Source organism: Corallococcus sp. 4LFB (assembly GCF_046520365.1).
Lineage (GTDB): Bacteria > Myxococcota > Myxococcia > Myxococcales > Myxococcaceae > Corallococcus > Corallococcus caeni.
This window is the reverse complement of the sequence record NZ_JBKGHJ010000067.1, coordinates 1-23,846: the sequence shown is the minus strand read 5'-3', so window position 1 is coordinate 23,846 and position 23,846 is coordinate 1. Positions and strand designations below refer to the sequence as shown.

Below are 23,846 nucleotides of genomic sequence, written 5' to 3'. Positions count from 1 at the left end.
CCAGCGCCGTCAGCCGCGCCAGCAGCAGGGGGGACAGCGCGCCCAGCCACTTCGCGTCCCGCGGCACCGGGAACAGGCGCAGGAGCAGCTCCGACAGCTTGCCCGGCTCCGGCGGCGCGGGCAGCACGCCGCGCACGCAGCGGTCCGTCAGCTCGGAGAAGAAGCCGTTGCCCGCGCTCAGGCCCACCTGGGCGAAGAGCTTCAGCCCCCGGCTGCCCGCGCACACCCCCGACACCAGCCGGGTGACGGACGCGCGAAAGGTGGGCTCGCCCTCCAGCACGCGCACCAGCAGCGACAGCCGGGAGTTCGCGGGGGACAGCGCGCGGTCGTCCACGTCCGTGAGGCCGTGGGCGGGGATGCGGTCGCGCATCCAGTGGATCCACTGCTCCACCCACTCCAGGCGCGGCTCCAGGCCGTCACCGGGGACCTCCAGCAGCAGCCGGAGCAGGTCCCGGACCGCGGGGTGCCCGGGGGCCCGGGGCGCGTACTGCACACAGAACGCGTCCATCTCACGGTCGGACGGCGCGCCGCGGAGCACAAGCCGTGGGGCGGGGGTCGAAACACTCATTCGCCAGGCGCTCCAGGGGGAGGGGAACGCCCAAGCCTACCCGGCCCGCGCCTCCCCTGAAACCCGGAGGGAGGACGAGGGCCTGGCTGACTGACTGCTTGGAGACGGCTGGATTACTTCAGCTTCACCGTACCCAGCTCGTCGTTCTTCTTGCGCATGGCGCCGAGCAGCCCGTCCCAGCCGCCTTCCTTGAAGAGGGGCCGGACCTGATCATCCCGGATGCCGGTGAGCATGGAGTCCCCCAGCACGGACACGTCCACGACCTTCCAGCCGTTGCCCACCTTCTCCACGGCGTACTTGAGCTTCATCTCCTGCTTCTTCAGCGGGTGGTTGATGAAGATGGTGGAGCCCACGAGCGCCTTGTCGCCCGTCACCTGGGGCTCGTCGTAGGTGATGGAGTCCAGGTTCTTGAAGTTCTCGCGGACCTTGGGGAAGGCGATCTTCGCGAAGAGGCTCTGGAAGAGGTGGGTGAACTCCTTGCGCTGGGCGTCCGTGGCCTTGGTCCACTCGTCGCCCAGCAGGAAGAGGCCCTGCTGGTCGCTGCCCAGGTTCTCCAGGGCCTTGAGGTCCTTCTCGTAGCGCACGGACTGCACCACGGTCTTCACCGGCTTGGTGATGGCTTCCGAGGCCTTGGGCGCGGCGAGCGCGGGCACGGCGAAGGTGAGGGCAACCAGGAAGGGAAGGGTGCGGATGCGGGCGTTCACGTTCATATGGGTCGGTGACCTCCAGAAGAAGGGCGCGGGTCCTGTAGCCCAGGGGAACGCCCCGCGGACCATTAAATTCATCCGGCGGGCGGGCGCACCCGCCGCGTCGGGTCCGCCCGGCCGACGGGCGCTCGCGCCGAATAAACCCGGGCCGCTGCAGGTTTGACTCTGCTGGGACCGCACGTTTAGTGTCCGCCCCCTGCGCTGCGTCACCGAATTAGCGCGAAGCCCGAGACGACATGCCTACCGACTTCCTGTTCACGTCTGAATCCGTCACCGAGGGCCACCCGGACAAGATCGCCGACCAGATCTCCGACGGTGTGCTCGATGCCATCATCGCCAAGGATCCGCAGGCGCGCGTCGCCGTGGAGACGCTCGTCAAGACGGGCCTCGCCATCGTCGCGGGTGAGGTGACGACGAACACCTACGTGGACATCCCGAAGATCGTCCGCTCCACCATCACGCGCATCGGCTACACGGATAGCGCCATGGGCTACGACGGCAACACCTGCGGCGTCATGGTGGCCATCGAGGGCCAGAGCCAGGACATCGCGCGCGGCGTGGACAACAAGAAGGACCAGGGCGCCGGCGACCAGGGCATGATGTTCGGCTTCGCGTGCGACGAGACGCCGGAGCTGATGCCCGCGCCCATCCACTACGCGCACGCGCTGACCCGCCGCCTGGCGGAGGTGCGCCGCAAGAACCACCCGTGGATCCGCCCGGACGGCAAGAGCCAGGTCACGGTGGAGTACAAGGACGGCAAGCCGCTGCGCATCGACGCGGTGGTGCTGTCCACGCAGCACTCGGATGACGTCTCCAACAAGAAGATCCAGGAGGCCATCCGCGAGGACGTCATCCTGAAGGTCCTGCCGAAGAAGCTCCTCGACAACAAGACCAAGTTCTTCATCAACCCCACGGGCCGCTTCGTCATCGGCGGCCCCATGGGCGACTCGGGCCTCACCGGCCGCAAGATCATCGTCGACACCTACGGCGGCATGGGCCGTCACGGCGGCGGCGCGTTCAGCGGCAAGGACCCGTCCAAGGTGGACCGCTCGGCCGCGTACATGGGCCGCTACATCGCGAAGAACGTCGTGGCGGCGGGCCTGGCCAGCCGTTGCGAGGTGCAGGTCTCCTACGCCATCGGCGTGGCGGAGCCCGTCAGCGTGATGGTGGAGACCTTCGGTACGTCCACCGTGCCGGAAGAGCAGATTGCCCGCGCCGTGCGCCAGACCTTCGGCCTGCGTCCGCGTGAAATCACGGAGCACCTGGACCTGCTGCGGCCCATCTACCAGAAGACCGCCGCGTACGGTCACTTCGGCCGCTCGGACAAGGAGTTCACCTGGGAGCGCACGGACAAGAAGGACGCGCTCCGCGAGGCGGCCTCCTCCGCCGCCCCCGCCAAGACGCGCACGCCGCGCCTGAAGGCGGTCTGACGCCCCACCGGAAGCACCTCGGTTGAGCCCGCGCGCTCGTCCCTTCCCGGGGCGAGCGCGTTTTCATTCGCCGGGCATGCAGGTGGGCTGAAGGCGCCCCCTCTCCCTGCCGCGCGCGGTGACACGACACGGTGGCGCGGCCCACGCGACGCTTCCGTCAGAAAGACAGACATGGCTCTTTCGAATTGGCGGGCGGTGAAGGCGGAGTGATGCCGGCCTGCTGATTGCAATCGCTGTCATCCCGGAAGGCAGAGGGGCCTTCCGTGAGGGACATGCCGACAGCGGCCTGGGCCGCCGGCGTGCCGGAAAGACAGACATGGACAGGAAGCAGCGACGTCAGCGGGGCATGACGCTGTTGGAGATCATGATCGTCATCACCATCCTGGGCCTCATCGCCGCCGCCGTGGGCGTGTCGGTGATGGACCAGTTCGGTCAGGCGAAAGAGCGGCGGGTGAAGCTGGACTTCGGCTCGCTGGGCCAGGGCCTCCAGCTGTACGCGATGAAGCGGGGGAGGCTGCCGGACACCTCCGCGGGGCTGCGCGCGCTGGTGGAGGAGCGCGTCCTCAACGAGCTGCCCCGCGACCCGTGGGGCAATGACTACGTGTACACGCTGGACCGGGGCGTGCCGGCCATCGTGTCACTGGGCGCGGATGGCGCTCCGGGCGGCGACGGGGATGGCAGGGACCTGTCGTCACTCGACCGGGACGCGCGGCCCCGGGAGTGACGACAGGTGGAAAAGGGTGCTGCCCGAGTGGAGAAGCCACGATTGGGTGGCGTTTCAAGCCAAGGCGGATTCGAACCGCGGGCTCCCATGAAGGAGCCCTACCAGGGCGTGTAGGGCCTCTCCGGCCGGGCAGCACTCCCAGGGACGGAAGTGCCGCGAGAATCCTGACGGGGGATTTTCGCGGGCCTTTTCAGTCCGCGGGGAAGGTGTCGAGCGTGAGGGTCTCCGGAGGGACCTTCAGCTCGCGCGGCAGCTTGAGGACGCCGTCCAGGTAGCGCCAGCCGGTGCCGTCGTGGCGGAAGTCCGAGCGCTCCACGAAGGACTGGTCCCTTCCCTTCTCGAACACCCTGGCGAAGAAGAGGACGCGGGAGAGGCCCGTCGCGTCCGGGGGCTGGTGGCCCAGCACCACCAGCCCCGGGTACTGGTGGGCCTGCGCGAAGGCGCGCAGCTCGCGCACGACGTCCGCTTCCGGACGGGCCCGCATGGGGTGGTCGGGGTGGAGCGTCTTCCACAGGTAGGCGGCCTCGCGTTGGGCGAAGGCGCTGTAGCGGCTGCGCATGAGGCGCTCGGCGTCGGGGGCTTCCGCCTCGCCTTGGTGGAAGGGGGCGCAGCACTGCTTGTAGCGCTGGCCGGAGGAGCAGGGACACAGGGGGGCGGGGGGCATGGCGGGGCCCAGCCTACCCGGGTTGCCGGGGCGGACGGTCGGGTGGCGGACCCGGGCCCCGGGGTGGGGAACCTTCGCGCTTGCGGGGCAGGGGGGCAGGGCATATCCCTGGCGGCCACGCCCCCTATGAGCCTGCTCGAAGCCATCGTCCTGGGTCTGGTCCAGGGTCTCACGGAGTTCCTGCCCATCAGCTCCACCGCGCACCTGCGCATCGCGCCGGAGCTGTTCGGCTGGCCCGACCCGGGCGCCGCGTACTCGGCCATCATCCAGCTGGGCACGGTGGCCGCGGTGCTCATCTACTTCCGCAAGGACATCGTCGCGCTGGTGAAGGCGTTCGTCGTGGGGCTGGTGAAGCGCGACCCGTTCGGCACGCTGGAGGCGCGGCTCGCGTGGTTCGTGGGCGTGGGCACGCTGCCCATCGGCATCTGCGGGCTGGCGTTCAAGAAGCTCATCGAGACGCAGTTCCGTTCGCTCTACGTCATCGCGTTCAGCCTCATCGTGCTGGCCATCGTGCTGTTCGTCGTGGAGAAGCGCGCGTCGCACCAGCGCACCGTGGCGGACATGACGTGGAGGGACGGCATCGTCATTGGCCTGTGGCAGGCGCTGGCGCTGGTGCCGGGCTCGTCGCGCTCCGGCACGACGCTCACGGGCGGCCTGTCGCTGGGGCTCAAGCGCGAGGACGCGGCGCGCTACTCGTTCCTGCTGTCCATCCCGGCGACGACGCTGGCGGGCATCTTCGAGTTGAAGCACCTCTTGGAGGCCACGGAGCGGCCTTCCACGGTGGCGCTGGTGGTGGGGACGCTGGTGGCCTTCCTGTCGGGCATGGCCGCCATCGCGTGGCTGTTGAGCTTCCTGAAGCGGCGCACCACGCTGGTGTTCGTGGTGTACCGCATCGCGCTGGGGCTGGTGCTGCTGGGGCTGTTGCAGGCGAGCATCCTCAAGCCGATGTCCGGCGTGGAGAACCTGTCCACGCCCGAGGCCCCGACGAAGCCGCCGGTGGAGAAGCAGATCACGGATTGAGGAAGGGGGAGGTCGTGCGTGTGCAGGCCCTGTTCGATGCGCTGGAGACGCGGCTGAAGGCGAGGCCGGCGCGGACCTTCGAGTGGAAGGGCCGGGCGCTGCGAGAGGCCGCCGTGCTCCTGCCCCTGTTCGAGCGGGAGGGCGTGCCCTACGTGGTCTTCACCCGGCGGCCCGCCACCCTGCGCACGCACGCGGGGCAGTACGCGTTCCCGGGCGGCGGCCAGGAGGCGCGGGACGTCACGCCCCTGGAGACGGCGCTGCGCGAGACGGACGAGGAGCTGGGCATCTCGCGCGCCAGCGTGCGGGTGCTGGGCCTCCTGGACGAGACGCCCACCACGTCCGCGTACCGCATCCGTCCCTACGTGGGCGTCATCCCGGGGGACGGGAGGTACGTGCCGAACCCGGTGGAGGTGGACCTGGTGGTGGAGGTGCCGCTGGTGCGCCTGCTGGATCCGGCCATCGTCCGCGTGGAGCGGCACGTATGGGAGGGGATGGAGCACGACGTGCACTTCTACACGCACGGCGAGCACGTCATCTGGGGCGCCACGGGGCGCATCCTGCGCAACTTCCTGCAGTTCGTGACGGAGGTGCCGGGCATCCAGGGCCTCCTGGACGCTCCCCCGCCTGCTGGGCGTTGAGCCCCGGAGTCCATGCGGGCGGGCGGTCCGGACGGGAGGACGCCTTGTCGCTCCGGAGGGAAGGTCCCACGTTGAGGGACACACATACCCTTCGAAGGGACGGGACGTGGACGGTGGCGATGGGCACGGGGTGGCAGAGGTGAGGGTGGCCGCGCTGACCGCGTTGGGAGAGGCCCTGCGCGCCACGGGCTATGCCTTCACGACGGTGACTCCGGAGACGCACCGGCGGGTGAACGCGAGGCCGGGGGCGAAGGAGGCGCGTTCGCTCCGGGACGTGTTCGGGTGGAGCCGTCGCTTCGGGCCGGGCGTGGTGGAGCCGCGGATGCTGGCGCTGCTGGAAGAGGCGGGCGCGCTGGTGGACTGCGAGGACGGGACGCACCGGAGCCGGGTGCGGTTCTCGACGCTGGGGACGGGGCTGTATGTCCATTCCGCGTGGCCCACGTCGGAGAAGGACGCGGTGTTCTTCGGGCCGGACACCTACCGGTTCTGCGCGCTGCTCCAGCGGGTGCCGGGCACGTTCCGGCGCGCGGTGGACCTGGGCTGTGGCTCCGGAGCCGGGGGCCTGTCGGTGGCGGCGCGGAGCGCGGAGGTGGTGCTCGCGGACCTGAACCCGTTGGCGCTGGAGTACTCCCGGGTGAACGCGAGGTTGAACGGCGCGCACGGGGTCCAGGCCGTGCATTCGGACCTGCTGCGGGACGTGTCCGGCCGGTTCGACCTCATCATGGCGAACCCGCCGTACCTGGCGGACACGGACGGGCGCACGTACCGGGATGGCGGCGGCACGCACGGCACGGAGCTGTCGGTGCGCATCGTGCGTGAGAGCGTGGAGCGGCTGGAGCCGGGCGGCACGCTGGTGCTCTACACGGGCGCGCCGGTGGTGGACGGCGAGGACCTGCTGCGCACCGCGCTGGAGCCGGTGTGCCGGAGCGCGCCCCTCACGGACGGGGTCTACGAGGAGCTGGATCCGGACGTGTTCGGCGAGGAGCTGGAGAAGGAGCCCTACGGGGGCGTGGAGCGCATCGCGTTGGTGGCGCTGACGGCCCGGCGGCGCTGACCGCCGGCTCAGGGCTGGCGGCTCACGTCGCAGCGGGCGGAGGCCTTCCGGGCGAGGTCCTCCGCCACGGAGCGCAGGAGGCTTCCGAGCAGCGGGGGGCGGGCCTCGGAGGTCGTCTCCGATACCGTCTCCTGGGTGAGCCAGCGCGCCATGCGGCCCAGGCTGGTGGCCGTCACGACCTGGAGCCGCACCTCCACCTGGACGATGAAGTGCTCCTCCGCGTCGGGCCTCGCCTCCAGCGTCCAGGCCACTCGCTCCAGCTCCAGCGTGCCAACGCCCCCTGTCAGCTCCCTGCCGTCCAGCAGGTAGCCCGCGCGGGTGAAGGCGAGCACCTGGGTCACTCGCGCATTGTCCACGTGCGCGTCGAACCAGAAGGCGCGGCGGCGCCAGAGCGTCAGCTCCACCTCCAGCTTCCCCGCGAGGCCCAGCCGTACCAGCCGGTCCAGCTCCGGGGAGATGAAGGCGCGCGCCTCCGGCCGGACCGTCACGCGCCTTCCGGAGAGCGTCGCGGTGCAGGCGGCGGACGCCTCTTCCGCTCGCGCTCCGGACGCGAGCAGGCCCGCCGCGACGACGAGCGCCGCGCCACGCCTGCTCTTTGTTCCGTGCCTTCCCATGGCTCAGAAGGTCCGGTTGAACAGCAGCCGCGCCTCGGGCGTGAGCCGGGCCTTGTCGTCGATGCGCCACGCGGCTTCGAAGCGCACGTCGTCACCGAAGTGGAAGCTGCCGCCCAGGCCCAGCTGCGCGTCCGACCACGCCGACGCGGCATGCACCGAGCCCAGGTCCGCGAAGATGCCCAGGCCGTGCCAGCGGTACTCGGCGCTCGCGAGCACGGAGCTGTCGCCCCCTCGGAACTCCTTGAAGCCGAAGCCTCGCAGCGCGCTCCAGCCGCCCAGCGCCTCCTGCTTCTGGAGGGGCAGGTCGTGCCCCGTCGCGGCCCGCAGGCGCAGGCTCAGGCCCGTGTGCCAGTTGACCGGCAGGTCCATGGCGACGTCGCCCACCAGCTTCCAGAAGCGCGCGTCCGCGCCGTCCGCTCCCGGCCCTTCGCCCACCTCCAGCGTCACGAAGCCGCGCAGCGTGGGCTCGCGCTTCCAGCCTTCGTGGCGCTCGAAGAGGGACGTCTCCGGCGTGCGGAAGAGGGAGCCCACGCGCGTGCCACGCTCCGCGGCGCCGCTGTACTCCAGCCGCACCACCGCCGAGCGGAAGCGCCCCTCGTTCACGGGCGCGTTCGGGAACGGCGGGTCGTCGTTGCGGAAGAGGCTGAGCGGCGGGGTGAAGGACTGGAGCGAGCTGACCGTGTCTCCGCGCACCTCCACGCCCGCGAGCCACGAGCGCTGCCAGCGCCAGGTGGCGAAGGCCGTGAAGCCCTGACGGCGGAAGTAGTCCCGGTCCGGCCGGTTGATGAGGAACGAGTAGAAGTACGAGTCGAAGTCCCCCAGCCGCCAGCGGTCCAGCGTGTCGATGAAGTCATGCACCTGCGCGCCCAGTTCCTCGATTCCCAGCGCGGGCAGCTGCACCTTGGCGCCGCCCAGCAGGTTGACGCGGCGCTGGCTGCGCGTGCCCTCCGGATCACCCGGCAGCTGCTGCCCGCCCAGCCGCAGGGGGATGAAGAAGGCCCCATCCAGCGTCGTGTGCACCCGGTCCTTCGAGTCCCAGATGCGCAGGTTCGCGGAGAGCCCCGGGGCGAAGCCCGTCACCTGCGTGTGCACGGGCAGCAGGTCCACGTCCAGGTCCGGAGGACGCGGGCGCACGTGCACGATCAGCCGCTTCCCCTCCAGCGTGAGGCCTTCGCTGTTGGCGTCGTCTCCGTCGTGGAACAGCCGGCGCCAGCCCACCTCGAACTCCACGCGCTCGTGGCGCCGCGACCTGCGGGGGGCCTCCTCGCGGGTGCTGTAGCGGCGCGTGCCGTCGGCCTCGCGCTCCTCGACGATGCGCACGGTCGTGCGCTCCTCGCGGGAGTCATCGCTGTCCTCCGCCTGGAGGAACGGCAGCCGCGACTCCATGCGCTCGATGGCGCGGCGGGCGTCACTCCGGAGGAAGACGTCGCCGGGCTCCAGGCTCAGGGCTTCGCGCACGCGCGCCGCCATCGCCTCGTCCACGCCCCGCACCTCCACGGCCTCCAGCCGGCCCTCGTCCACGGTCACGACCAGCCGTCCTTCGGGGGACAGCGTCGCGCTCACCGTGGCCAGCAGGTAGCCCTCGTCCTCGCGGAGGGTCTTGAGGATGCGCTCGAGCGCGGCGTCCAGGCCTCCCAGCATGATGCCGGGGCGGAACGTTCCATCCTCCCTCCGTGCCAGCCAGGGCCGGGGCGGGCGCGGCGTGGGGCACGGGCTGACGACCCGCAGCGTTCCATGGCGCCTGTGGATCCGCAGCGTCGCGACCTGCTCCTGCGGGTCGTCGTCCTCGGGGAAGCGGGAGGGCAGCTCGAACAGCGCGTCCCACAGGTCGTCGGGACGGAGGTCCTGAAGGCCCGCGAACTCCACCGCCGTGAGCGTGGGGTTCTCCTCCAGGGTCACTTCGAGCACGGCCGGTCCCTGCTCACTGACGCGGACGCGGGGCTCCACGCGGGCGAAGAGGCCGGTGCGCGCCAGGCGATGCAGCAGGGGCTGCACTTCGCTGCCCGTCAGGGCGCGTGAGGCGTCCGCGGGAGGTGCCCCCACGAGCTTGCGGACCTGCGGATCCGTGAGCCGCTGGAGTCCGCGAAGCTCCAGGCTCGTGGGCGTGAGTCCCTGGCCGGCGACCTCGACCTGCATGGCCCCGAGGACCGTGGAGTCCGCCAGGTCTCCCGCCTCCTCGTTGAAGCCCTCCGGGCACGTTGGATATCCGGAGTCCTCCGAGGCGGCTGTGCCCTCAGGTGGAGTGTCGGTCGCGGACGCGGTGGAGCCGCCTGCATCCGGTGAAGGCGGCGGCGCGGTGACGGCGGCGGGAGCGTCGGGGGTGCCGGCGTCCTGTGGAGGTTGGGCCTGGGCCGTGAGCGAGACGAAGCAGAGCGCGAGTGCGAGACGGTTCATGAGCGGCGGCAGGAGCATGGGCCGTTCCAGGCGGGGGCTCACGGCAAGTGCCCGGAACGACGAGGGGCGAGCAGGCGGGCGGATGTCATGGACACATCCGGATGTATCGGGCGGTTGTGGCCGTGACATCGCCCGTCCTCCGCGCGGGGTCAGGAGTCGATGGGCAGGCCCAGGGCCTTGATGCGCCGGTAGAGGTTGCCCCGGTCCACCTGGAGGAGGCGCGCGGCCCCGGCGATGCTCGCTCCTTCACGGAGCGCGGCGCGGATGAGGTCCCGCTCGAAGTCCTCCACGTGCTCGCGGTAGCTCTTGTCCCCCAGGGTCCTGCGCGGTGCGGGCGCGGCGGCCGCCGGTGCCGCCACCGCGTCCGGGCCCAGCTCCAGGGGACCGTCGCCGCGGAGCAGGTTCAGCCGTTCGATGACGTTGCGCAGCTCGCGCACGTTGCCGGGCCACGGATAGGCGCGGAGCGCGGCCTCCGCCCCCGGCGCGAGCACGAGCGGCGTGCGGGCCCGCCAGCTCCGCGGCGAAGACTCGCGCGAGGGGCAGCAGGTCCTCGGGGCGCTCGCGCAGCGGCGGCAGGTGCAGCGGCAGCACGTTGAGCCGGAAGAAGAGGTCCTGCCGGAAGCGGCCCTCCTTCACCGCGCGGCCCAGGTCCTGGTGCGTCGCCGCCAGGATGCGCACGTCCACGGACACCGGCAGCGTGCCGCCCAGCCGCTCCACCTGACGCGTCTCCAGCACGCGCAGCAGCTTGGCCTGGAGCTCCAGCGGCATGTCCCCCAGCTCGTCCAGGAACAGCGTGCCGCCCTGCGCCTGCTCGAAGCGGCCCGCGCGCCGGGCGACCGCGCCGGAGAAGGCGCCTCGCTCGTGGCCGAACAGCTCGCTCTCCAGCAGCGTCGCGGGGATGGCCGCGCAGTTGACCGCCACCAGCCGGCCCTTGCGCCCGGAGGCCTTGTGCAGCGCCTGCGCCACGCGCTCCTTGCCGGTGCCCGTTTCGCCGGTGATGAGCACCGCCGTGTCGCTGGGGCCCACGCGCGCGATGAGCTGGCGCAGGGACTCCATGGCCGGGCTTTCGCCCACCAGGTTCCCCGGCTGGGCCAGCGCGTCCAGCAAGCGCTCCCGCTCCTCGCGCAGCGCTCCCAGCGCCAGCGCGTTGTGCAGCGCCGTGAGGAGCCGCTCGGGGGAGGGGGGCTTCTCCACGAAGTCCGTGGCCCCCAGCTTCAGCGCCTGCACCGCTTCGGAAGGGGAGGCCTCTCCGGACAGGACCACCACCGGCACGGGCAGCGGCTTGGGCAGCCGCGCCAGCAGCTCCAGTCCCGTCTCGCCCGGCATGCGCAGGTCCAGCAGCATCAGCGCGGGCGGCGCGTCCGGTGCTTCGAGCAGGCGCTGCGCCTCCGCCGTGGAGCGGGCCTCCACGGGAGAGAAGCCTCCGTCTTGCAGCAGTCCACGCACGGCCCGGAGGACGCCGGGGTCGTCGTCGACGATGAGGATGCGGGCTCCGGGCTTCATGCGGCCACCTGGGAGACGTCGGAGGAGGGGACTCGCGGCAGCACCACCTGGGCCCGCGTGCCACCCTGGGGGCCCGGCTCCAGGCGCAGGCCGCCGCCGTGCTCGTGGGCGATCTTCTGCGCGATGGGCAGGCCCAGCCCGCTGCCACCGGGCTTGGTGCTGAACAGCCCCCGCGTGAGGACGGGCCCCTCCAGCACTTCAGGGACGCCGCTGCCGCCGTCGCTCACCGTGACGTGCACGCGGCCGTCCTCCGCTGCGTGCAGCGCCACGTGGACGGGCGGGGCGCCGGGGGGGGAGGCCTCGGTGGCGTTCTTCACCAGGTTGCCGAAGAGGCGGCGCAGTCCGTCGGGGTCCGCGCGCAGCGACACCTCCTCGCCCGGGTCCAGCACCACGGGCACCGGGGAGCTGCCCGCGTACAGGGCGCACACCTCCGCGAGCAGGGGACGCAGCGCCACGTCCTGGAAGCGCGGGGCCGGCAGGCGCGCGAAGGTGGAGAAGCTCTGGGTCATGCGCATGAGCAGGTCCACCTCCTCCTGGAGGAGCGCCACCGCTTCGGCGAGGCGCGTCGGGTCGGGCGGGGTGTCGGCATCCCGCGGAGACAGACGCGCGAGCGAGAGCCTCATTGCGGTCAGGGGGTTTTTCAGCTCGTGGGCGAGCGCCCGCGCCACGTCCTGCCACGCGGCGATCTGCTCGGCGGCCTTGAGGTGTTCGCGCTGGTCCAGCAGCTCCTGGCCCATGCGGTTGAACTGGCCCAGGAGGAACTGGAGCTCGTCGCGCGCGGGTTCGGGGACGGGCAGGCGGACCGAGAGGTCCCCGCGCGAGTAGGCCCGCATGCCTTCCAGGAGCGTGGCCATGGGGCGCGTGAGGACGCGGCCCAGGAGCACCGCGGACACGGCCAGCACGATGGCGGCGATGGCGCCCACGCCCACGATGAACACGGGCACGCGACGCACCAGGGCCCGCCGCGCCAGCTCCGCCTGCGCCAGGTTCAGCCGGGCCTCGTCGAGCGCATCCGGAGGCAGCCCCCGGCGGGTCAGCTCGTCGGACACGCGTCCAGCACGTCCTCCACGGGCGCGATGGAGATGGAGAGCACGCGCTCCAGCACGCCCTGGGCGAGTGCCCCCAGCAATGCCAGCGGGATGAGGCCCGCGAGCAGCATCACCGCCAGCAGGCGCCGGCGGAAGCGGAACGGAGGCGGCGGTGGGTCCATCGGCGGTGCACGGCGCATGGCACGCCGTTCATATCGCGGCGGGCCAGGGCCGTGGCCGTGCATCGTTCGTGCGGACCGGGGCTCCTCAAGGGATGCCACGGCCCATGAGGGGCCGGACGTCGGGAGTCCCCATGCGCAAATCCTGGATGTCGTTCGCGTTGGCCGTTGTCTTCTCGGTAGTGGCCCTTCCCGCGCGGGCCCATGAATCGCTTCGCGATCGCATCGACGCATACGTGCGCGCGGAGCAGAAGCGGCTGGGCGTGCCGGGGCTCGCCGTGGGGGTGGTGAGCCATGGACGGGTGGTGCTGGCGAAGGGCTATGGCTCCGCGAACCTGGAGCACCAGGTCCCGGTGGGGACGGACACGCTCTTCCAGTCGGGTTCGCTGGGGAAGATGTTCACGGCGACGGCGCTGATGCTCCAGGTGGAGGCGGGGCGCGTGTCGCTGTCCGACAGCGTGACGAAGTACTTCCCGGATGCGCCCGCGACGTGGAAGCCCATCACGGTGCGCCACCTGCTGACGCACACGTCCGGCGTCAAGGACCTGGAGGGGCTGCTCGACGAGCGCAAGGACTACACGGATCAGCAGTTCGCGGAGTTCATCTACGCGCTGCCGCTGGATTTTCCGGCGGGGCTGCGGTGGCGCTACAGCAACTCCGGCTACGTGCTGCTGGGCATCCTGGTGAACCGGGTCGCGGGCATGACGTATCAGGAGGTCCTGGGGCGTCAGGTCTTCAAGCCCGCGTGCATGAAGACGGCGCGCGGCATCAGCGAGGCGGACGTCATCCCGAACCGCGCGGCGGGCTATCAGCTGGTGGGTGGCGTGGTGAAGAACCAGCAGTGGGTGTCGCAGTCGTTGAACACGACGGGGGACGGGGCGCTCTACTTCTCGTTGAAGGACCTGTTGGCGTGGGAGGAGGCGGTGGAGGAGCGCGCCATCCTGACGCGGGACAGCTGGCGGGAGATGTTGTCGCCGGTGAAGCTGAACAGCGGTGCTGCGTTTCCGTACGGCTTCGGGTGGGAGGTGCTGGAGCGCAACGGCCAGCCGCTGCATCAGCACACGGGGGCGTGGCAGGGGTTCCGGACGGCCTATTCGCGCTTCCTGGGGGACGAGCTGTCCATCGTGGTGCTGGCGAACCTGGACCGGGCGAACCCGTCGCTGTTCGTGGAGGGCATCGCGGCCATCGTGAATCCGGCGCTCGCCGTGCCGCCGCTCAAGCCCATTCCGGACATGGAGCCGCAGGTGACGGCGCTGCTCACGGAGCTGCTGGAGAAGACGCGGCAGGGCGCGTGGGAGCCGTCCATGTTCGCCTACGTTCCGGACTGGTACGTGGCGGAGGCCGGTCCCCACTTCCAGGCCTTGTTGCAGGAGCTGGGGCCCGCGGGTCCGCTGGTGCTGGCGAAGCGTGAGACGAAAGGCGACGACCGCATCTACACGTACCTGGTGCAGTTCGGCGCCGCGACCTGGCGCTACCGGGTGGGGCTGACCGCTGATGACCGGGTGACCTTGTTCACCCTCCAGGTGAACTGAGGCGGTCAGGTAGACTCGGCGGGACAGCGCGTCCCGCCGAGGCTGGCCGAGGCGCCGTGGGGGTTCCTGTGCTGAAGCCGCATCACGTGCTCCTCTTCGTCTCTCTTCTCCAGGACGGAGGAGTGGAGGGCTCACGGACTGGTACTGCCGTCGAAGCCGGAGGAACCGCACGCAGGCCCAGCATCGCGGAAGGCATCCAGTGGCCCGACGACCTTCAGCCGCTGGCGACGCTGGACGGGCCCGCGGTTCTTGCCGCGCACGCGCATTGCAGCGGAGGCTCTCCCGCTATCCCAAGGAGTACGCCAAGAGCTGTGCGTTCTCCGCGAAGGGGATGGAAGTCATCGTGGGCGAAGAGCGGGGAATGTACTTCGTCCGCATCAACCCACGGCCCGACAAGTGCGGATGGGCACCCGGCACCGTGCTCGGGTTCGACGAGTTCGAACTGTACGCCGTCTCACCCGAGGGCAAGGTGTTGGCGCGCTATCCGTACATGCCCTGAATGTGTGGATCAGGGCTGGTAGGGGTACCTCGTGAGCTCACCATCAGGAGAGATCGCGTAGAGCTCGAACCAGTCGGTTTCGATGCCCGTGACACCCGGTCCGAAGCCGGGGCATCTGTCCACACGGCGGTTGACGCGAACGAAGTACCAGCCCGCCTCCTGACCAATGACGACTTCCAGAGCGCGGGCGGAAAAAGCGCACTTGCCCATAGACTCCTTGGGGAATCGTTTCACCGCTTCTTCCAAGGCGGCATGCGCAGCCTGGACGGCAGGGCCTTCCAGGGTGGCGAGGGGCGTCAGGTCTTGTTTGGGCCAGGGAATTGCTGCTTCGGGAATGGGCGCGGATGTGCCCGAGCCTGGAGGTGCCTCCTGCCCTTGCGACTCCACCGGGCTTGGATCCGGTCGCCTGTTGCAGAGAGGCGTCCCAAGGAGCCCCGTTTGCATCAGCAACGATGCAAGCAACATGGAGCGCTGAGTCGTCAACATGGAGCACCTGGGTAGCCCATGGGCCTCTAGGGGTGGAGTGCTGCGGAGCAGTTGGGAGGAACACCTTCGGGCCTGAGCATGCTGGGTGGGCTTGGTTCACAGCGTGCCTGGAACTTCCACTTCTTCCTGCCGACATCCCACCGGAAGACATCGCCTTTCTGGTTCCACCTGTAGAACCGGGGCGCATCGCGATGCCCGGTGGCAAGCCAACCCCATGCGGGAATCACCTGTCCCTGCTCGTCACGCGCGAGCTGTCCATCCGGCGTCGTGCCATAGGCGACCATCACCCATGCGCCTTCCGACTTCGCCATGGGCCAGGTGCGCAGATCCTGATTGCTCAGGCCGGAGGCGCACGGATGGTTGTGCGCGTAGCCAAAGACCGGAAGGTTCCTGCCGAGTTCCGCATCGTCGACCCCTCCAAAGGGAGGCATGCAGGAGGCGCTCGACTTCACCGTGTTGCGCACGGGCCAGGAAACGCGCCAGTCCGAAGGCGTCCGGTAGATGGCGACGCAGTACTCCGATGCCTCCGGACGTGGGCGCCCTGTGTTCGAGTCACATGCGTCAACCGCCCCTGGAAGATCCAGTAAGGCTTGGAGCGTTGGAATCACCAAGTCATCTGGAACAAGCGCGGCTTGCGTTAAGACAGCGGGAATCTCTGGCCATGGCCCAGGGGCTATGGCCAGCCCCTCCAAGCCGTCCTGCGCAGAGAGTTCCGACGCTACATAGAATCGCCGAGCACCTGAACTCACGCACGCGATGCCCAGGCATGCCACGGTTAGCCCGAACTGTTGCCGGAAGGAAGCCATCGAGTGGCATCGTACTTGGGAGTGCAAGCACACGTCAGATCCGCACGCGGAATCCGCAGGCGAGGATCGCGTCGTGCCTTGGTTCCGAAGGCTGCGCGTGACCTGTCGGGTGCCACCCTGCCGAACCTGTAAACACGGCTTACAAGTTGCCATCCAAGCCTGTCGAAGCCGGCAGCGTCCTCAGAACTGCAAATACACGTACGGCCGGGTCTCCAGCGTGGACAGCTGGCGAATCCCCAGGCCCAGGAGCACCAGGACCACGGCCCTCGCGGGCGCGGGCAGCTTGAGGAACGCGAGCGCCGCCGTGTCGTAGAGCTTCATCGGGAGCGCGTGCGCGAGGATTGCGATGGCCAGCATGCTCCACATCAGCGGACCCACGTTCGCCAGGCCCGGGATTCCCGCCAGCATCCGCGCGTAGAACTCACCCGCGTGCGCCATGTCCGGCGCTCGGAACACCACGCGCGTCAACACCACCAGCGTGAACGTGGCCAGCATCCCGAACGCCACTCGCACCGGGCCGGGCTCCTGCTGCTTGCCACGGAACCACCACCAGCAGCGCACCGCGCACAACGCCACGCCGTGCACGCCGCCCCAGACCGCGAAGCGCCAGTCCGCCCCGTGCCACAGGCCTCCCAGCACCATCACCATCATCAGGTTGAAACACACGCGCGGCTTCGAACGGCGGTTGCCGCCCAGCGGGATGTACAGGTAGTCCCGCAGCCACGACGACAGGCTCATGTGCCAGCGGTTCCAGAACTCGAACAGGTTCTTCGCCAGGTACGGCCGCGCGAAGTTCTCCGGGAACCTGAACCCGAACAGCGACGCCACGCCAATCGCGATGTCCGAGTACCCCGAGAAGTCGTAGTACAGCTCCAGCGTGTACGCGACCGCCGCCACCGCGCACTCCGCGGACGAGTACGCGTGCGGACTGCCGAACACCGGATCCACGATGCCGCTGCCCAGCACGTCCGCGATGACCAGCTTCTTCACCAGCCCCACGGCAATGCGGAACAGCGCCTTGTTCCCGTCATCCGATGACAGCGTGGGCACTTCCCGGAAGTGCGCCATCAGCTCCGACGCGCGGACAATCGGCCCGCTCACCACGCGCGGGAAGAACAGCATGTAGAGCAGGTGCTCCACGAACGAGTGCTCGGAGCTCGCCTTCCCCTTGTACACGTCCACCGTGTAGCTGATGGCCTGGAACACGAAGAACGACAGGCCCACCGGCAACAACAGGTGGAAGGGCTCCGGCCGCACCTCCACGCCCCACGGGCCCAGCAGCGACGCCACCGTCTTGCGCAGCAGCTCCAGGTACTTGAAGCCCGCCAGCAGCCCCAGGTTGGAGACGATGGACAGCACCACCAGCGTCTTGCGCACGCCGGGCCGCTCCGTGCGCCCCATCCCCTTCACCAGCAGGTGATCCACCGTCACGCCGCCGAGGAAGATGAACAGCGGCACCAGCTTCACGACCAGCTCGCCCACGGGCATCCCGCCCACGAACGCGGACAGCGGCACCTGCAGGAACGACACGTAGACCAGCAGGCTGGCCGTGAGCAGCAACAGCATCCGCGGCCAGTAGTGCCGGTGCACCGCCCAGTAGAGCGCGAACACCGCGATGACGAAGACGACGTACTGGAGGCTGTGGGACAGCACGGCTCAGGGCGCTCCCGCGGCGGAGGCCGTCGGCTCGCCGCCCTTCTTCGTGGACTCGTACGCCGCCATCAGGTCCTTCACGAACGCGTTCGCCAGCACCGCATACCCCTGCGGCGTCAGGTGCACGCCGTCCGCGTGGCCCAGCGGCACCGGCTGCCGCTGCCAGCGCTGCATGGACCGCTCACCGCCCATCGCCGCGCGCGCGGACCAGTACGCGCACCCCGCGTCCTTCGCCACCTGCGGCAACGTGTTCAACACCTTCGAAAGCGACGGCGCCTCGTTCCACCGCCCGTTCGCATCCTGGGCGAGCCGGTCCGTGGGCCCGATGAGCAGGCACTCCGCGCCCGTCGCCTTGCGCATGCGCGCGATCAGCGCCGCGTAGTCCTGGCGCAGCCCGTTCGCGTCCAGCCCCGGCAGCTCCGCCTCGTTGGTGCCGTACCAGAACACCAGCAGGTCCGGCCGGCGCGCGGTGAGCTGCGCATCCATCGCGGGCGCGTCCATGTCCCGCGCGGTGAAGGCCGTGGCGCCGGGCAACCCGAGCGCGTCGTACACCAGCCCCGGCGTGTCGTACTCCAGCGCCGCGCCCAGCACCGTCGCGCTGCCGCCACCCTCCGGGACCTTCACCTGGACCGAGTGCGCCACGCCCGTCACCGGGAACGAACGGATGCGCACGGTCGGCTGCGTGAGCGGCTCGGGCGGCGGCGCTTCGGGGGCGATCGCCTCTCCGTCCACGATGATGTCCGGCGCCGCGGCCCCGGGCGCGTCCAGCGCGTACAGGTCCAGCCGGCCCTGGCGGTGCTTGTCCTCCGCGCAGCCCTCACAGAAGGAGATGCCCAGGCTGGCGCCGGGCGCTCCCACCGCGCGGATGCCGGTGAGCCCCCAGACGTTTCCGGAGGCGCCCGCGGGCGTGCTCTTCGCGTCCTCCACCGTCCACGCGCCGTCCAGCGTGCGCGTCACGTGCGCCGCCTCCAGCCGGGTGGACGGCTTGCCCGCCGCGATGAAGCCCCGGCCCGCGTCGCCGAAGCGCTTCGTCAGCGCGTCGCGGACCTTGTCGGAGAAGAAGTGCGCCGCCGTGTGCGACGCGCCCAGCTGCGCGATGCCCACGCGCAGCTTCGCGCCGGACTCGCGGCGGGCCAGCGCTTCGAACGTGCGGCGCAGCGCCGGGGTCGCGTTCCGCAGGCCGCTCATGTCCGTGCCCGGCACGCGCGGCGGATGGCGGTGCGGCGCGGAAGGCCCGCTGCAGCGCCAGGTCGAACAGGTGGCCCAGCAGGTTGGCGCCGCGCACGCGCGGGTGCACCAGGTCCTCCAGCATCAGGCCGGACTCCAGCCACTTGAGCGCGGAGCCCTCGCCGCCCATCGCCGCCAGCGTGTCGTAGAAGGCGCAGCCACCGGCGCGCGCCTCCTCGCGGAACACCTCCGACACCTCCGCCGAGTGCCGGCGCGTGACGAGCTCACCGCTCATCGTGCGCACGCCCGCGTCGATGGGCGACATGACCAGGCACGCCGCGTCCGGCACCGCCGCGCGCACGCGCGACACCAGCTCCTTCATCTGCGAGCGGACCTCGTCCAGCGTGGTGCGCTCGCGCGACAGGAAGAACGCCTCGTTGCCGCCCACCATCAGCACCACCAGCGACGGCTTGCGGTGCTTGAGCTGCGCGCGGAACGCCTGGGGCTGCGCGCGCAGGTACACCTCCGCCATGCCGCCCAGCAGGCCCACCGTGTCGTAGACGACGCCCGGCGTGCCGGACTCCACCGCCACGCCGTGCAGCTCCGTCTTGCCGCTGGCGGTGAGCGTGAGCGTCTTCGCGCCCTCGGGGAGCCTCAGCCGCGCGAACGCCGCTTCCGCCTTGGAGCCGAACGCACGCGTCTGGATGCGCTGCGTGTTCTTGCCGTCCACCGCCACCTGCACGGCGCCGTTGGCCGGCTGGGCCAGGAAGAACAGCTCCGCCTGGCGCGCGCCCTCCACGGAGTAGCGCGTGCCCTGCGCGGGGCCGCTCGTGGAGAAGGCCACGCCCGTCCAGCCCACGCGGTCCCTGGGCCAGTGCGTGTCCACCAGCCGCTCCATCTTCCAGCCGTCCGTGCTCGCGGTGCCCGCGCGCGTGGCGCGGCCGGCGCTCGCCAGCCGGTGGATGTAGAGGAAGCCCGGACCGCCCGAACCAAAGCGCTCCTGGAGCCGGTCGCGCACCACGTCCGTGATGTAGTCGGAGGCGATGAGCGAATCGCCCAGGTGCACCACCCGCACCGGCGTGCGCCGCGCGTCCGAGCGCAAGTCCCCGAGCGCCTTCATGAACGGCGCCAGGCCGTCCTCTTCACACGAGCCGTCCGCGCGCGTCTTGCGGCAGTTGAGCTCGATGTCCACGTGCTTCGCGCCCATGCGCTCGCGCAGCGCCTCCAGCTCCAGCGCGTTCGCCAGCGTGGGGGCGCTCAGCTCCTCCAGGCCGATGCCGGGCACGGCGGGCGCTTCGCCCACCCGCGGGCCCGCTTGCGGATCCGTGTCGGTGACGGCGGTGTCCGCTTCCGCGAGCGCGGAGGGCGGAACGTCCGGCGCCATGCTGTCGGCGGGCGGACGCGGGGCCTTCACGCCGCGCAGCGACGCGGGCAGCACGAGCGCCGCCAGCTTGGGCCCGAGCGAACCTTCCTGACGGAGGCTGGGGAGGGGGCGGAACTTCTCCGGCAATGGCGCCAGGGACACCCCCACCGCCAGCAGCACGGTGAAGGCCAGCGTCCATCCGGTGGATGTGGGCTTGAGGCTCAACGCCGGGGCATGAGACTGGCTTTTCGGGGGCGGGTCAAAACTCTGCCCACATTGTCGCGCCCCATCCCTCGGGGGGCAGGCGGCCGGCCCTCTTCCTCGGACGGCGCGAAGCGCTATGGTGCGCCGCCGTTCGCGCCGGGTTCGTGGTCCGGCGTCCCGAGTAGGAGCTCGCACCCGAATATGGCCCTCTATCCCGTCATCATGGCCGGAGGCTCCGGCACCCGCTTCTGGCCGCTGTCGCGCCAGGCCCGTCCGAAGCAGTTCCTCCCGCTGGCCTCCAAGCAGCCGCTGCTCACCGACACCGCCCAGCGCCTCAAGGGGCTGGCGCCGGTGAAGAACACCTTCATCGTGTGCGGCCCCGTGCACGCGAAGACGGCCGCGAAGCTGGTGAAGGGGCTGCCCAAGGGCAACCTGCTGGTGGAGCCCGTGGCGCGCAACACCGCGCCCGCCATCGCGCTCGCCGCGCTCCAGGTGGCCGCGCGCGACCCCAAGGGCGTGCTCGCGGTGCTGCCGTCGGATCACCACGTCGCGGACGTGAAGGGCTTCCAGCGCACGCTCGCGGAGGCCGCGCGCATCGCGGAGGGCGGCCACATCGTCACGCTGGGCATCAAGCCCGCGCGCCCGGAGACGGGCTACGGCTACATCCAGGTGGGGGACGCGCTGGACGGCGGTGGCCGCCGCGTGAAGGCGTTCAAGGAGAAGCCCGACCTCAAGACGGCGCAGGAGTACGTGGCCGGCGGCGACTACCTGTGGAACGGCGGCATCTTCGTCTTCCGCGCGGACGTGATGCTGGAGGCCTTCCAGAAGCACATGCCGGAGATGCAGAAGGGCCTGGACGCGCTCCAGAAGGCCGCGGGCAAGCGCACCTTCCCGGCCGTGCTCAAGCGCGTGTTCCCCAAGCTGCCCTCCATCTCCATCGACTACGGCGTGATGGAGAAGGCGGAGAACATCGCGGTGCTGGACGGCGACTTCGGCTGGTCCGACGTGGGCTCCTTCGCCGCCATCCCCGAAGTGCGCCCCGCGGACGCGCAGGGCAACGTCGTCTCCGGCGACGCGGTGCTGGTGGACTGCACCAACTGCGTCGTCCTCGCGGACAAGCGCACGCTGTCCGTCGTGGGCATGAACGACGTGGTGGTGGTGGACTCCGGTGACGCCGTGCTCGTCGTCCCCAAGGACAAGAGCCAGGACGTCCGCAAGGTCGTCGAGGCGCTCAAGGCCCGGAAGCGCACCCGGCTGCTGTAGGCGCCGCTGTAGTTCTTGGGGCGACTCCGCCTCCTTTTTCCCCTCACACCTTTCTTCCCGGGGCTCCCTGTCGTTTCTACAGGGGGCCCTCGTTCGTTTCGGGGCGGTCGCTGGCACCTGCGGGCGGTTGGAGTGTCGCCGCGAGCACGGAGGCGGCCCCCGGGCACGAGGCGCGGAGGTTGCAAGCCCACTCCGGGTCCGCCCCATTTCCGGGGTGACAGGCGGGGATGGCGATGGGCTGCAAGCGCTGCGTAGGCGACCACCGGAACGACGAGGCGTGCTCCGGCGCACGGCCTGGGGTGCCGGGGGATTCGCTGGAGGGTCAGCGGCACGGACCGCTGCTCTTGAAGCGCCGGCTGGAGGTGGGGGCGGTGGCGTCGGTGTACCTGGCGGAGTACGTGCCCACGGGGCACCGCTTCGCGGTGAAGGTGCTGCACGCGCACCTGGCGGCCCGTCCGGCCGTGCGCGCCCGGTTCGTCGCGGAGGCGCTGGCGCAGCGCAACGTCGTGCACCGCCACGTGGCGCGCGTGCTGGACGTGCGCCCCGGTCCCCAGGGCCTGCCCTGCGTGCTGATGGAGGCGCCGGAGGGCGAGTCGCTGAGCGCGCTGCCCCTGCCGCTGTCGCCGGTTGAAGTGGGCGAGGTGTTGGATCAGGCGCTCGCGGGGCTGGAGGCGGCGCACGCGCGGGGGCTGGTGCACGGGGACCTCACGCTGGATTCGATGTTCGTCACGCGCGACGCGAAGGGTGAGCGGCGCGTGCGGGTGCGCGACTTCGGCGCGGGCGCGGTGCGGGAGGCGGCGCTGTCGCAGGAGGAGCGCGCGCGGGGCGTGACGGTGGGCTCGCCCACGTTCATGGCGCCCGAGCAGTGCGCGGGGATGGCCGGGAGCCCTCGCGCGGACCTGCACGCGATGGGCGTGGCGGGCTACCTGCTGGTGACGGGCCGGCTGCCGTTCGGGCTGGGGCGCTCCGCGGACGTGACGCTGTTTCCGCCTCACGCCGTCAACGCCAGCGTGCCGCCCGCGCTGTCCACGGTGCTGCTGCGCGCGCTGGCCGCGAAGCCGGAGGACCGCTTCGACAGCGCGTGGGCCTTCCGCGTCGCGCTCGCGGAGGCGCTGGGCCTGAGGGCGCCGGTGCGGAACGCGGCGGCGGAGGCGCCCGAGGAATTGGACTCCAGGGCGGAGCAGGGCGCAGCGTTGAAGGCCGCCCCGGCCTCGGTGGACTCCGACGCGGACGACTTCGACATCGTGGAGGACGTGCCCGAATGGGGCATGGCCGCCCCGTCCATGGAGGATGCGGCCCTGCGCGCGGCGGATGGCGCGCCGTCGAACGCCCGCACCGGTGAGGTGTCCATGCGCGCGGAGGTGGCCGCGTTCTGGTCCTCGGCCGTGGCGCTGCTGGGGCCCGCCGAACCGGAATCGCCTGCCGGCATGCTGCCGCGGACCGGCGCGTCCGGAGCCGGTTCCTCGGGCTCCGCCGCTTCGGGGGCGCCCATCCTCCTGGTGCAGCCGGCGGCCCACGCTCCCGCCGGGACCCTGCAGCTCGGCGTCGTCGAGGCGAACCCGCTCCAGTCCGCCGCGCCCATCCTGCTGGTGGACCCGGCCTCGCCCCTGGACGTCACGCCCCAGCTGTCGGCGAGCCCCTCGTCCACGCTGGGCGCCGCGGCCATCCCGTTCATGACCCTGGCGCCCACGGTGATTCCGTCGCCCCCGCCCATTCCGCTCGTGGACGTCGTGCAGGACGCCGCGCCCATCCCGCTGGTGAACGCGGTGGCGCCGCTGGAGGCCTCCGCGCCGCGCACGGACGCGCCCGCGGACCTGCGCGTGCGCCTGGGCCTGACGCCGGGGGAGGTCCTCCAGCCCGTCTCCGTGAGCGACGTCGCCCCCGAAGGCCTCTTCGCCGAGTGCCAGGGCAACCTGCCCCCGCTGGCCGCGCGGCTGACGGTGGAGGTGTCCTTCCGGGGTGAGACGGCCCTGGGCGCCTGCGACGTCGTCCGCCACGTCACCTTCGACGAGGCGCGCACCTGGAACGTGCCCGCCGGCGTCTTCGTCCACTTCTCCGACGAGTTCCCCGCCCTGGGCCGGCTGCTCTCCCGCGCCCTCATGGAGGACGCGGAGCCCGCGCCCGACGCGGAGCTCGCGCGACTGCTGTCCCGCGCGGAGGCCGTGGCCCGCGACCCGTACAGCCTGCTGGGCGCGAAGCACGACGCCGACTTCGGCGACATCCACCGCCGCGCCCAGGCCGCCCTGCGCCGCCTGGTCGCCTTCCAGAGCCGCCCGCTGCCCACCCCGCAGCGCCAGGCCTGGACGCCCTGCGCGCTGCGCGTGCTGGCCGCGCACGGATGCTGCGACCC

The 23,846-nt window shown here is 71.0% G+C and carries 22 protein-coding genes and 1 pseudogene; 9 read left to right on the top strand and 14 right to left on the bottom strand.

The features are described from left to right. Both ACLEQD_RS10295 and ACLEQD_RS10290 read right to left on the bottom strand, forming a co-directional pair. A pseudogene (locus ACLEQD_RS10295) lies at nucleotides 1–508 on the bottom strand (gliding motility protein); the annotation flags it as partial. Nucleotides 509–681: 173 nt separating this feature from the next. Next, entirely contained in the window at nucleotides 682–1,272 is a 591-nt protein-coding gene (locus tag ACLEQD_RS10290; protein WP_410383340.1) for an ABC transporter substrate-binding protein, read from the bottom strand. A gap of 239 nt (nucleotides 1,273–1,511) precedes the next feature. Here ACLEQD_RS10290 and metK point away from each other — a divergent pair, with 239 nt between their 5' ends. Next, nucleotides 1,512–2,705, top strand: coding sequence for a methionine adenosyltransferase (gene metK / locus ACLEQD_RS10285; RefSeq protein ID WP_410383338.1), 1,194 nt, complete (start codon nucleotides 1,512–1,514; stop codon nucleotides 2,703–2,705). A 316-nt stretch (nucleotides 2,706–3,021) separates the two neighbouring features. Further along, nucleotides 3,022–3,429 carry a type II secretion system protein GspG gene (locus ACLEQD_RS10280; protein WP_410383337.1) on the top strand — a complete coding sequence of 136 codons (408 nt, stop codon included), beginning with the start codon at nucleotides 3,022–3,024 and terminating at the stop codon, nucleotides 3,427–3,429. A gap of 190 nt (nucleotides 3,430–3,619) precedes the next feature. On the opposite strand, the gene ACLEQD_RS10275 is transcribed toward ACLEQD_RS10280, so the two are convergent. Then, complete coding sequence (locus ACLEQD_RS10275; RefSeq protein WP_410383336.1) at nucleotides 3,620–4,093, bottom strand: YchJ family protein; 474 nt, start codon at nucleotides 4,091–4,093, stop codon at nucleotides 3,620–3,622. A gap of 126 nt (nucleotides 4,094–4,219) precedes the next feature. Between ACLEQD_RS10275 and ACLEQD_RS10270 the strand changes: the two genes are divergently transcribed. From ACLEQD_RS10270 to ACLEQD_RS10260, 3 genes are all read left to right on the top strand, one after another. Next, nucleotides 4,220–5,113 (top strand): undecaprenyl-diphosphate phosphatase, encoded by an 894-nt coding sequence (locus tag ACLEQD_RS10270; RefSeq protein WP_410383334.1) that lies wholly within the window; start codon nucleotides 4,220–4,222, stop codon nucleotides 5,111–5,113. 14 nt (nucleotides 5,114–5,127) lie between these two features. Then, entirely contained in the window at nucleotides 5,128–5,751 is a 624-nt protein-coding gene (locus ACLEQD_RS10265) for an NUDIX hydrolase (protein ID WP_410383332.1), read from the top strand. Between the two features lie 145 nt (nucleotides 5,752–5,896). Then, entirely contained in the window at nucleotides 5,897–6,805 is a 909-nt protein-coding gene (locus ACLEQD_RS10260) for a methyltransferase (protein ID WP_410383331.1), read from the top strand. An 8-nt stretch (nucleotides 6,806–6,813) separates the two neighbouring features. Here the strand turns inward: ACLEQD_RS10260 and ACLEQD_RS10255 are convergent, their stop codons facing one another. The 6 genes from ACLEQD_RS10255 to ACLEQD_RS10230 all read right to left on the bottom strand — a co-directional run bounded on the left by ACLEQD_RS10255 (nucleotide 6,814) and on the right by ACLEQD_RS10230 (nucleotide 12,544). Then, nucleotides 6,814–7,419, bottom strand: a complete 606-nt coding sequence (locus tag ACLEQD_RS10255; RefSeq protein ID WP_410383330.1) for a hypothetical protein — start codon at nucleotides 7,417–7,419, stop codon at nucleotides 6,814–6,816. Nucleotides 7,420–7,422: 3 nt separating this feature from the next. Next, nucleotides 7,423–9,831, bottom strand: a complete 2,409-nt coding sequence (locus tag ACLEQD_RS10250; RefSeq protein WP_410383329.1) for a hypothetical protein — start codon at nucleotides 9,829–9,831, stop codon at nucleotides 7,423–7,425. Nucleotides 9,832–9,962: 131 nt separating this feature from the next. Next, a complete protein-coding gene (locus ACLEQD_RS10245; protein ID WP_410383328.1) occupies nucleotides 9,963–10,103 on the bottom strand; it encodes a helix-turn-helix domain-containing protein in 141 nt (46 codons plus the stop codon). After that, on the bottom strand, nucleotides 10,060–11,316 hold the full coding sequence (locus tag ACLEQD_RS10240; protein WP_410383327.1) for a sigma-54-dependent transcriptional regulator: 1,257 nt from the start codon (nucleotides 11,314–11,316) through the stop codon (nucleotides 10,060–10,062). The genes ACLEQD_RS10245 and ACLEQD_RS10240 overlap by 44 nt, the downstream gene beginning before the upstream one ends. After that, nucleotides 11,313–12,365 carry a sensor histidine kinase gene (locus ACLEQD_RS10235; RefSeq protein WP_410383326.1) on the bottom strand — a complete coding sequence of 351 codons (1,053 nt, stop codon included), beginning with the start codon at nucleotides 12,363–12,365 and terminating at the stop codon, nucleotides 11,313–11,315. The genes ACLEQD_RS10240 and ACLEQD_RS10235 overlap by 4 nt, the downstream gene beginning before the upstream one ends. Next, nucleotides 12,350–12,544: a hypothetical protein gene (locus ACLEQD_RS10230; RefSeq protein WP_410383325.1), complete on the bottom strand. Its 195-nt coding sequence runs from the start codon at nucleotides 12,542–12,544 to the stop codon at nucleotides 12,350–12,352. Before ACLEQD_RS10230 ends, ACLEQD_RS10235 begins: the two co-directional genes overlap by 16 nt. A gap of 113 nt (nucleotides 12,545–12,657) precedes the next feature. On the opposite strand from ACLEQD_RS10230, the gene ACLEQD_RS10225 reads away from it, so the two are divergent. Both ACLEQD_RS10225 and ACLEQD_RS10220 read left to right on the top strand, forming a co-directional pair. Then, nucleotides 12,658–14,055: a serine hydrolase domain-containing protein gene (locus ACLEQD_RS10225; RefSeq protein ID WP_410383324.1), complete on the top strand. Its 1,398-nt coding sequence runs from the start codon at nucleotides 12,658–12,660 to the stop codon at nucleotides 14,053–14,055. Nucleotides 14,056–14,320: 265 nt separating this feature from the next. Further along, nucleotides 14,321–14,554, top strand: coding sequence for a hypothetical protein (locus tag ACLEQD_RS10220; protein ID WP_410383323.1), 234 nt, complete (start codon nucleotides 14,321–14,323; stop codon nucleotides 14,552–14,554). 9 nt (nucleotides 14,555–14,563) lie between these two features. Here ACLEQD_RS10220 and ACLEQD_RS10215 read toward each other — a convergent pair whose 3' ends face one another. The 5 genes from ACLEQD_RS10215 to ACLEQD_RS10195 form a co-directional block, all read right to left on the bottom strand. After that, nucleotides 14,564–14,941, bottom strand: coding sequence for a hypothetical protein (locus tag ACLEQD_RS10215; protein WP_410383322.1), 378 nt, complete (start codon nucleotides 14,939–14,941; stop codon nucleotides 14,564–14,566). A gap of 125 nt (nucleotides 14,942–15,066) precedes the next feature. Then, nucleotides 15,067–15,504 (bottom strand): hypothetical protein, encoded by a 438-nt coding sequence (locus ACLEQD_RS10210; protein ID WP_410383321.1) that lies wholly within the window; start codon nucleotides 15,502–15,504, stop codon nucleotides 15,067–15,069. Nucleotides 15,505–16,026: 522 nt separating this feature from the next. Beyond that, nucleotides 16,027–17,499: an MBOAT family O-acyltransferase gene (locus ACLEQD_RS10205; RefSeq protein WP_410383320.1), complete on the bottom strand. Its 1,473-nt coding sequence runs from the start codon at nucleotides 17,497–17,499 to the stop codon at nucleotides 16,027–16,029. A gap of 3 nt (nucleotides 17,500–17,502) precedes the next feature. Continuing rightward, nucleotides 17,503–18,051, bottom strand: a complete 549-nt coding sequence (locus ACLEQD_RS10200; protein ID WP_410383339.1) for an SGNH/GDSL hydrolase family protein — start codon at nucleotides 18,049–18,051, stop codon at nucleotides 17,503–17,505. A gap of 265 nt (nucleotides 18,052–18,316) precedes the next feature. After that, nucleotides 18,317–20,254, bottom strand: coding sequence for a GDSL-type esterase/lipase family protein (locus tag ACLEQD_RS10195; RefSeq protein WP_410383319.1), 1,938 nt, complete (start codon nucleotides 20,252–20,254; stop codon nucleotides 18,317–18,319). A gap of 180 nt (nucleotides 20,255–20,434) precedes the next feature. On the opposite strand from ACLEQD_RS10195, the gene ACLEQD_RS10190 reads away from it, so the two are divergent. Beyond that, complete coding sequence (locus ACLEQD_RS10190; protein ID WP_410383318.1) at nucleotides 20,435–21,496, top strand: mannose-1-phosphate guanylyltransferase; 1,062 nt, start codon at nucleotides 20,435–20,437, stop codon at nucleotides 21,494–21,496. A 233-nt stretch (nucleotides 21,497–21,729) separates the two neighbouring features. Then, nucleotides 21,730–23,846, top strand: a 2,117-nt coding sequence (locus tag ACLEQD_RS10185; RefSeq protein WP_410383316.1) for a serine/threonine protein kinase, incomplete at its 3' end; no start/stop codon positions are given.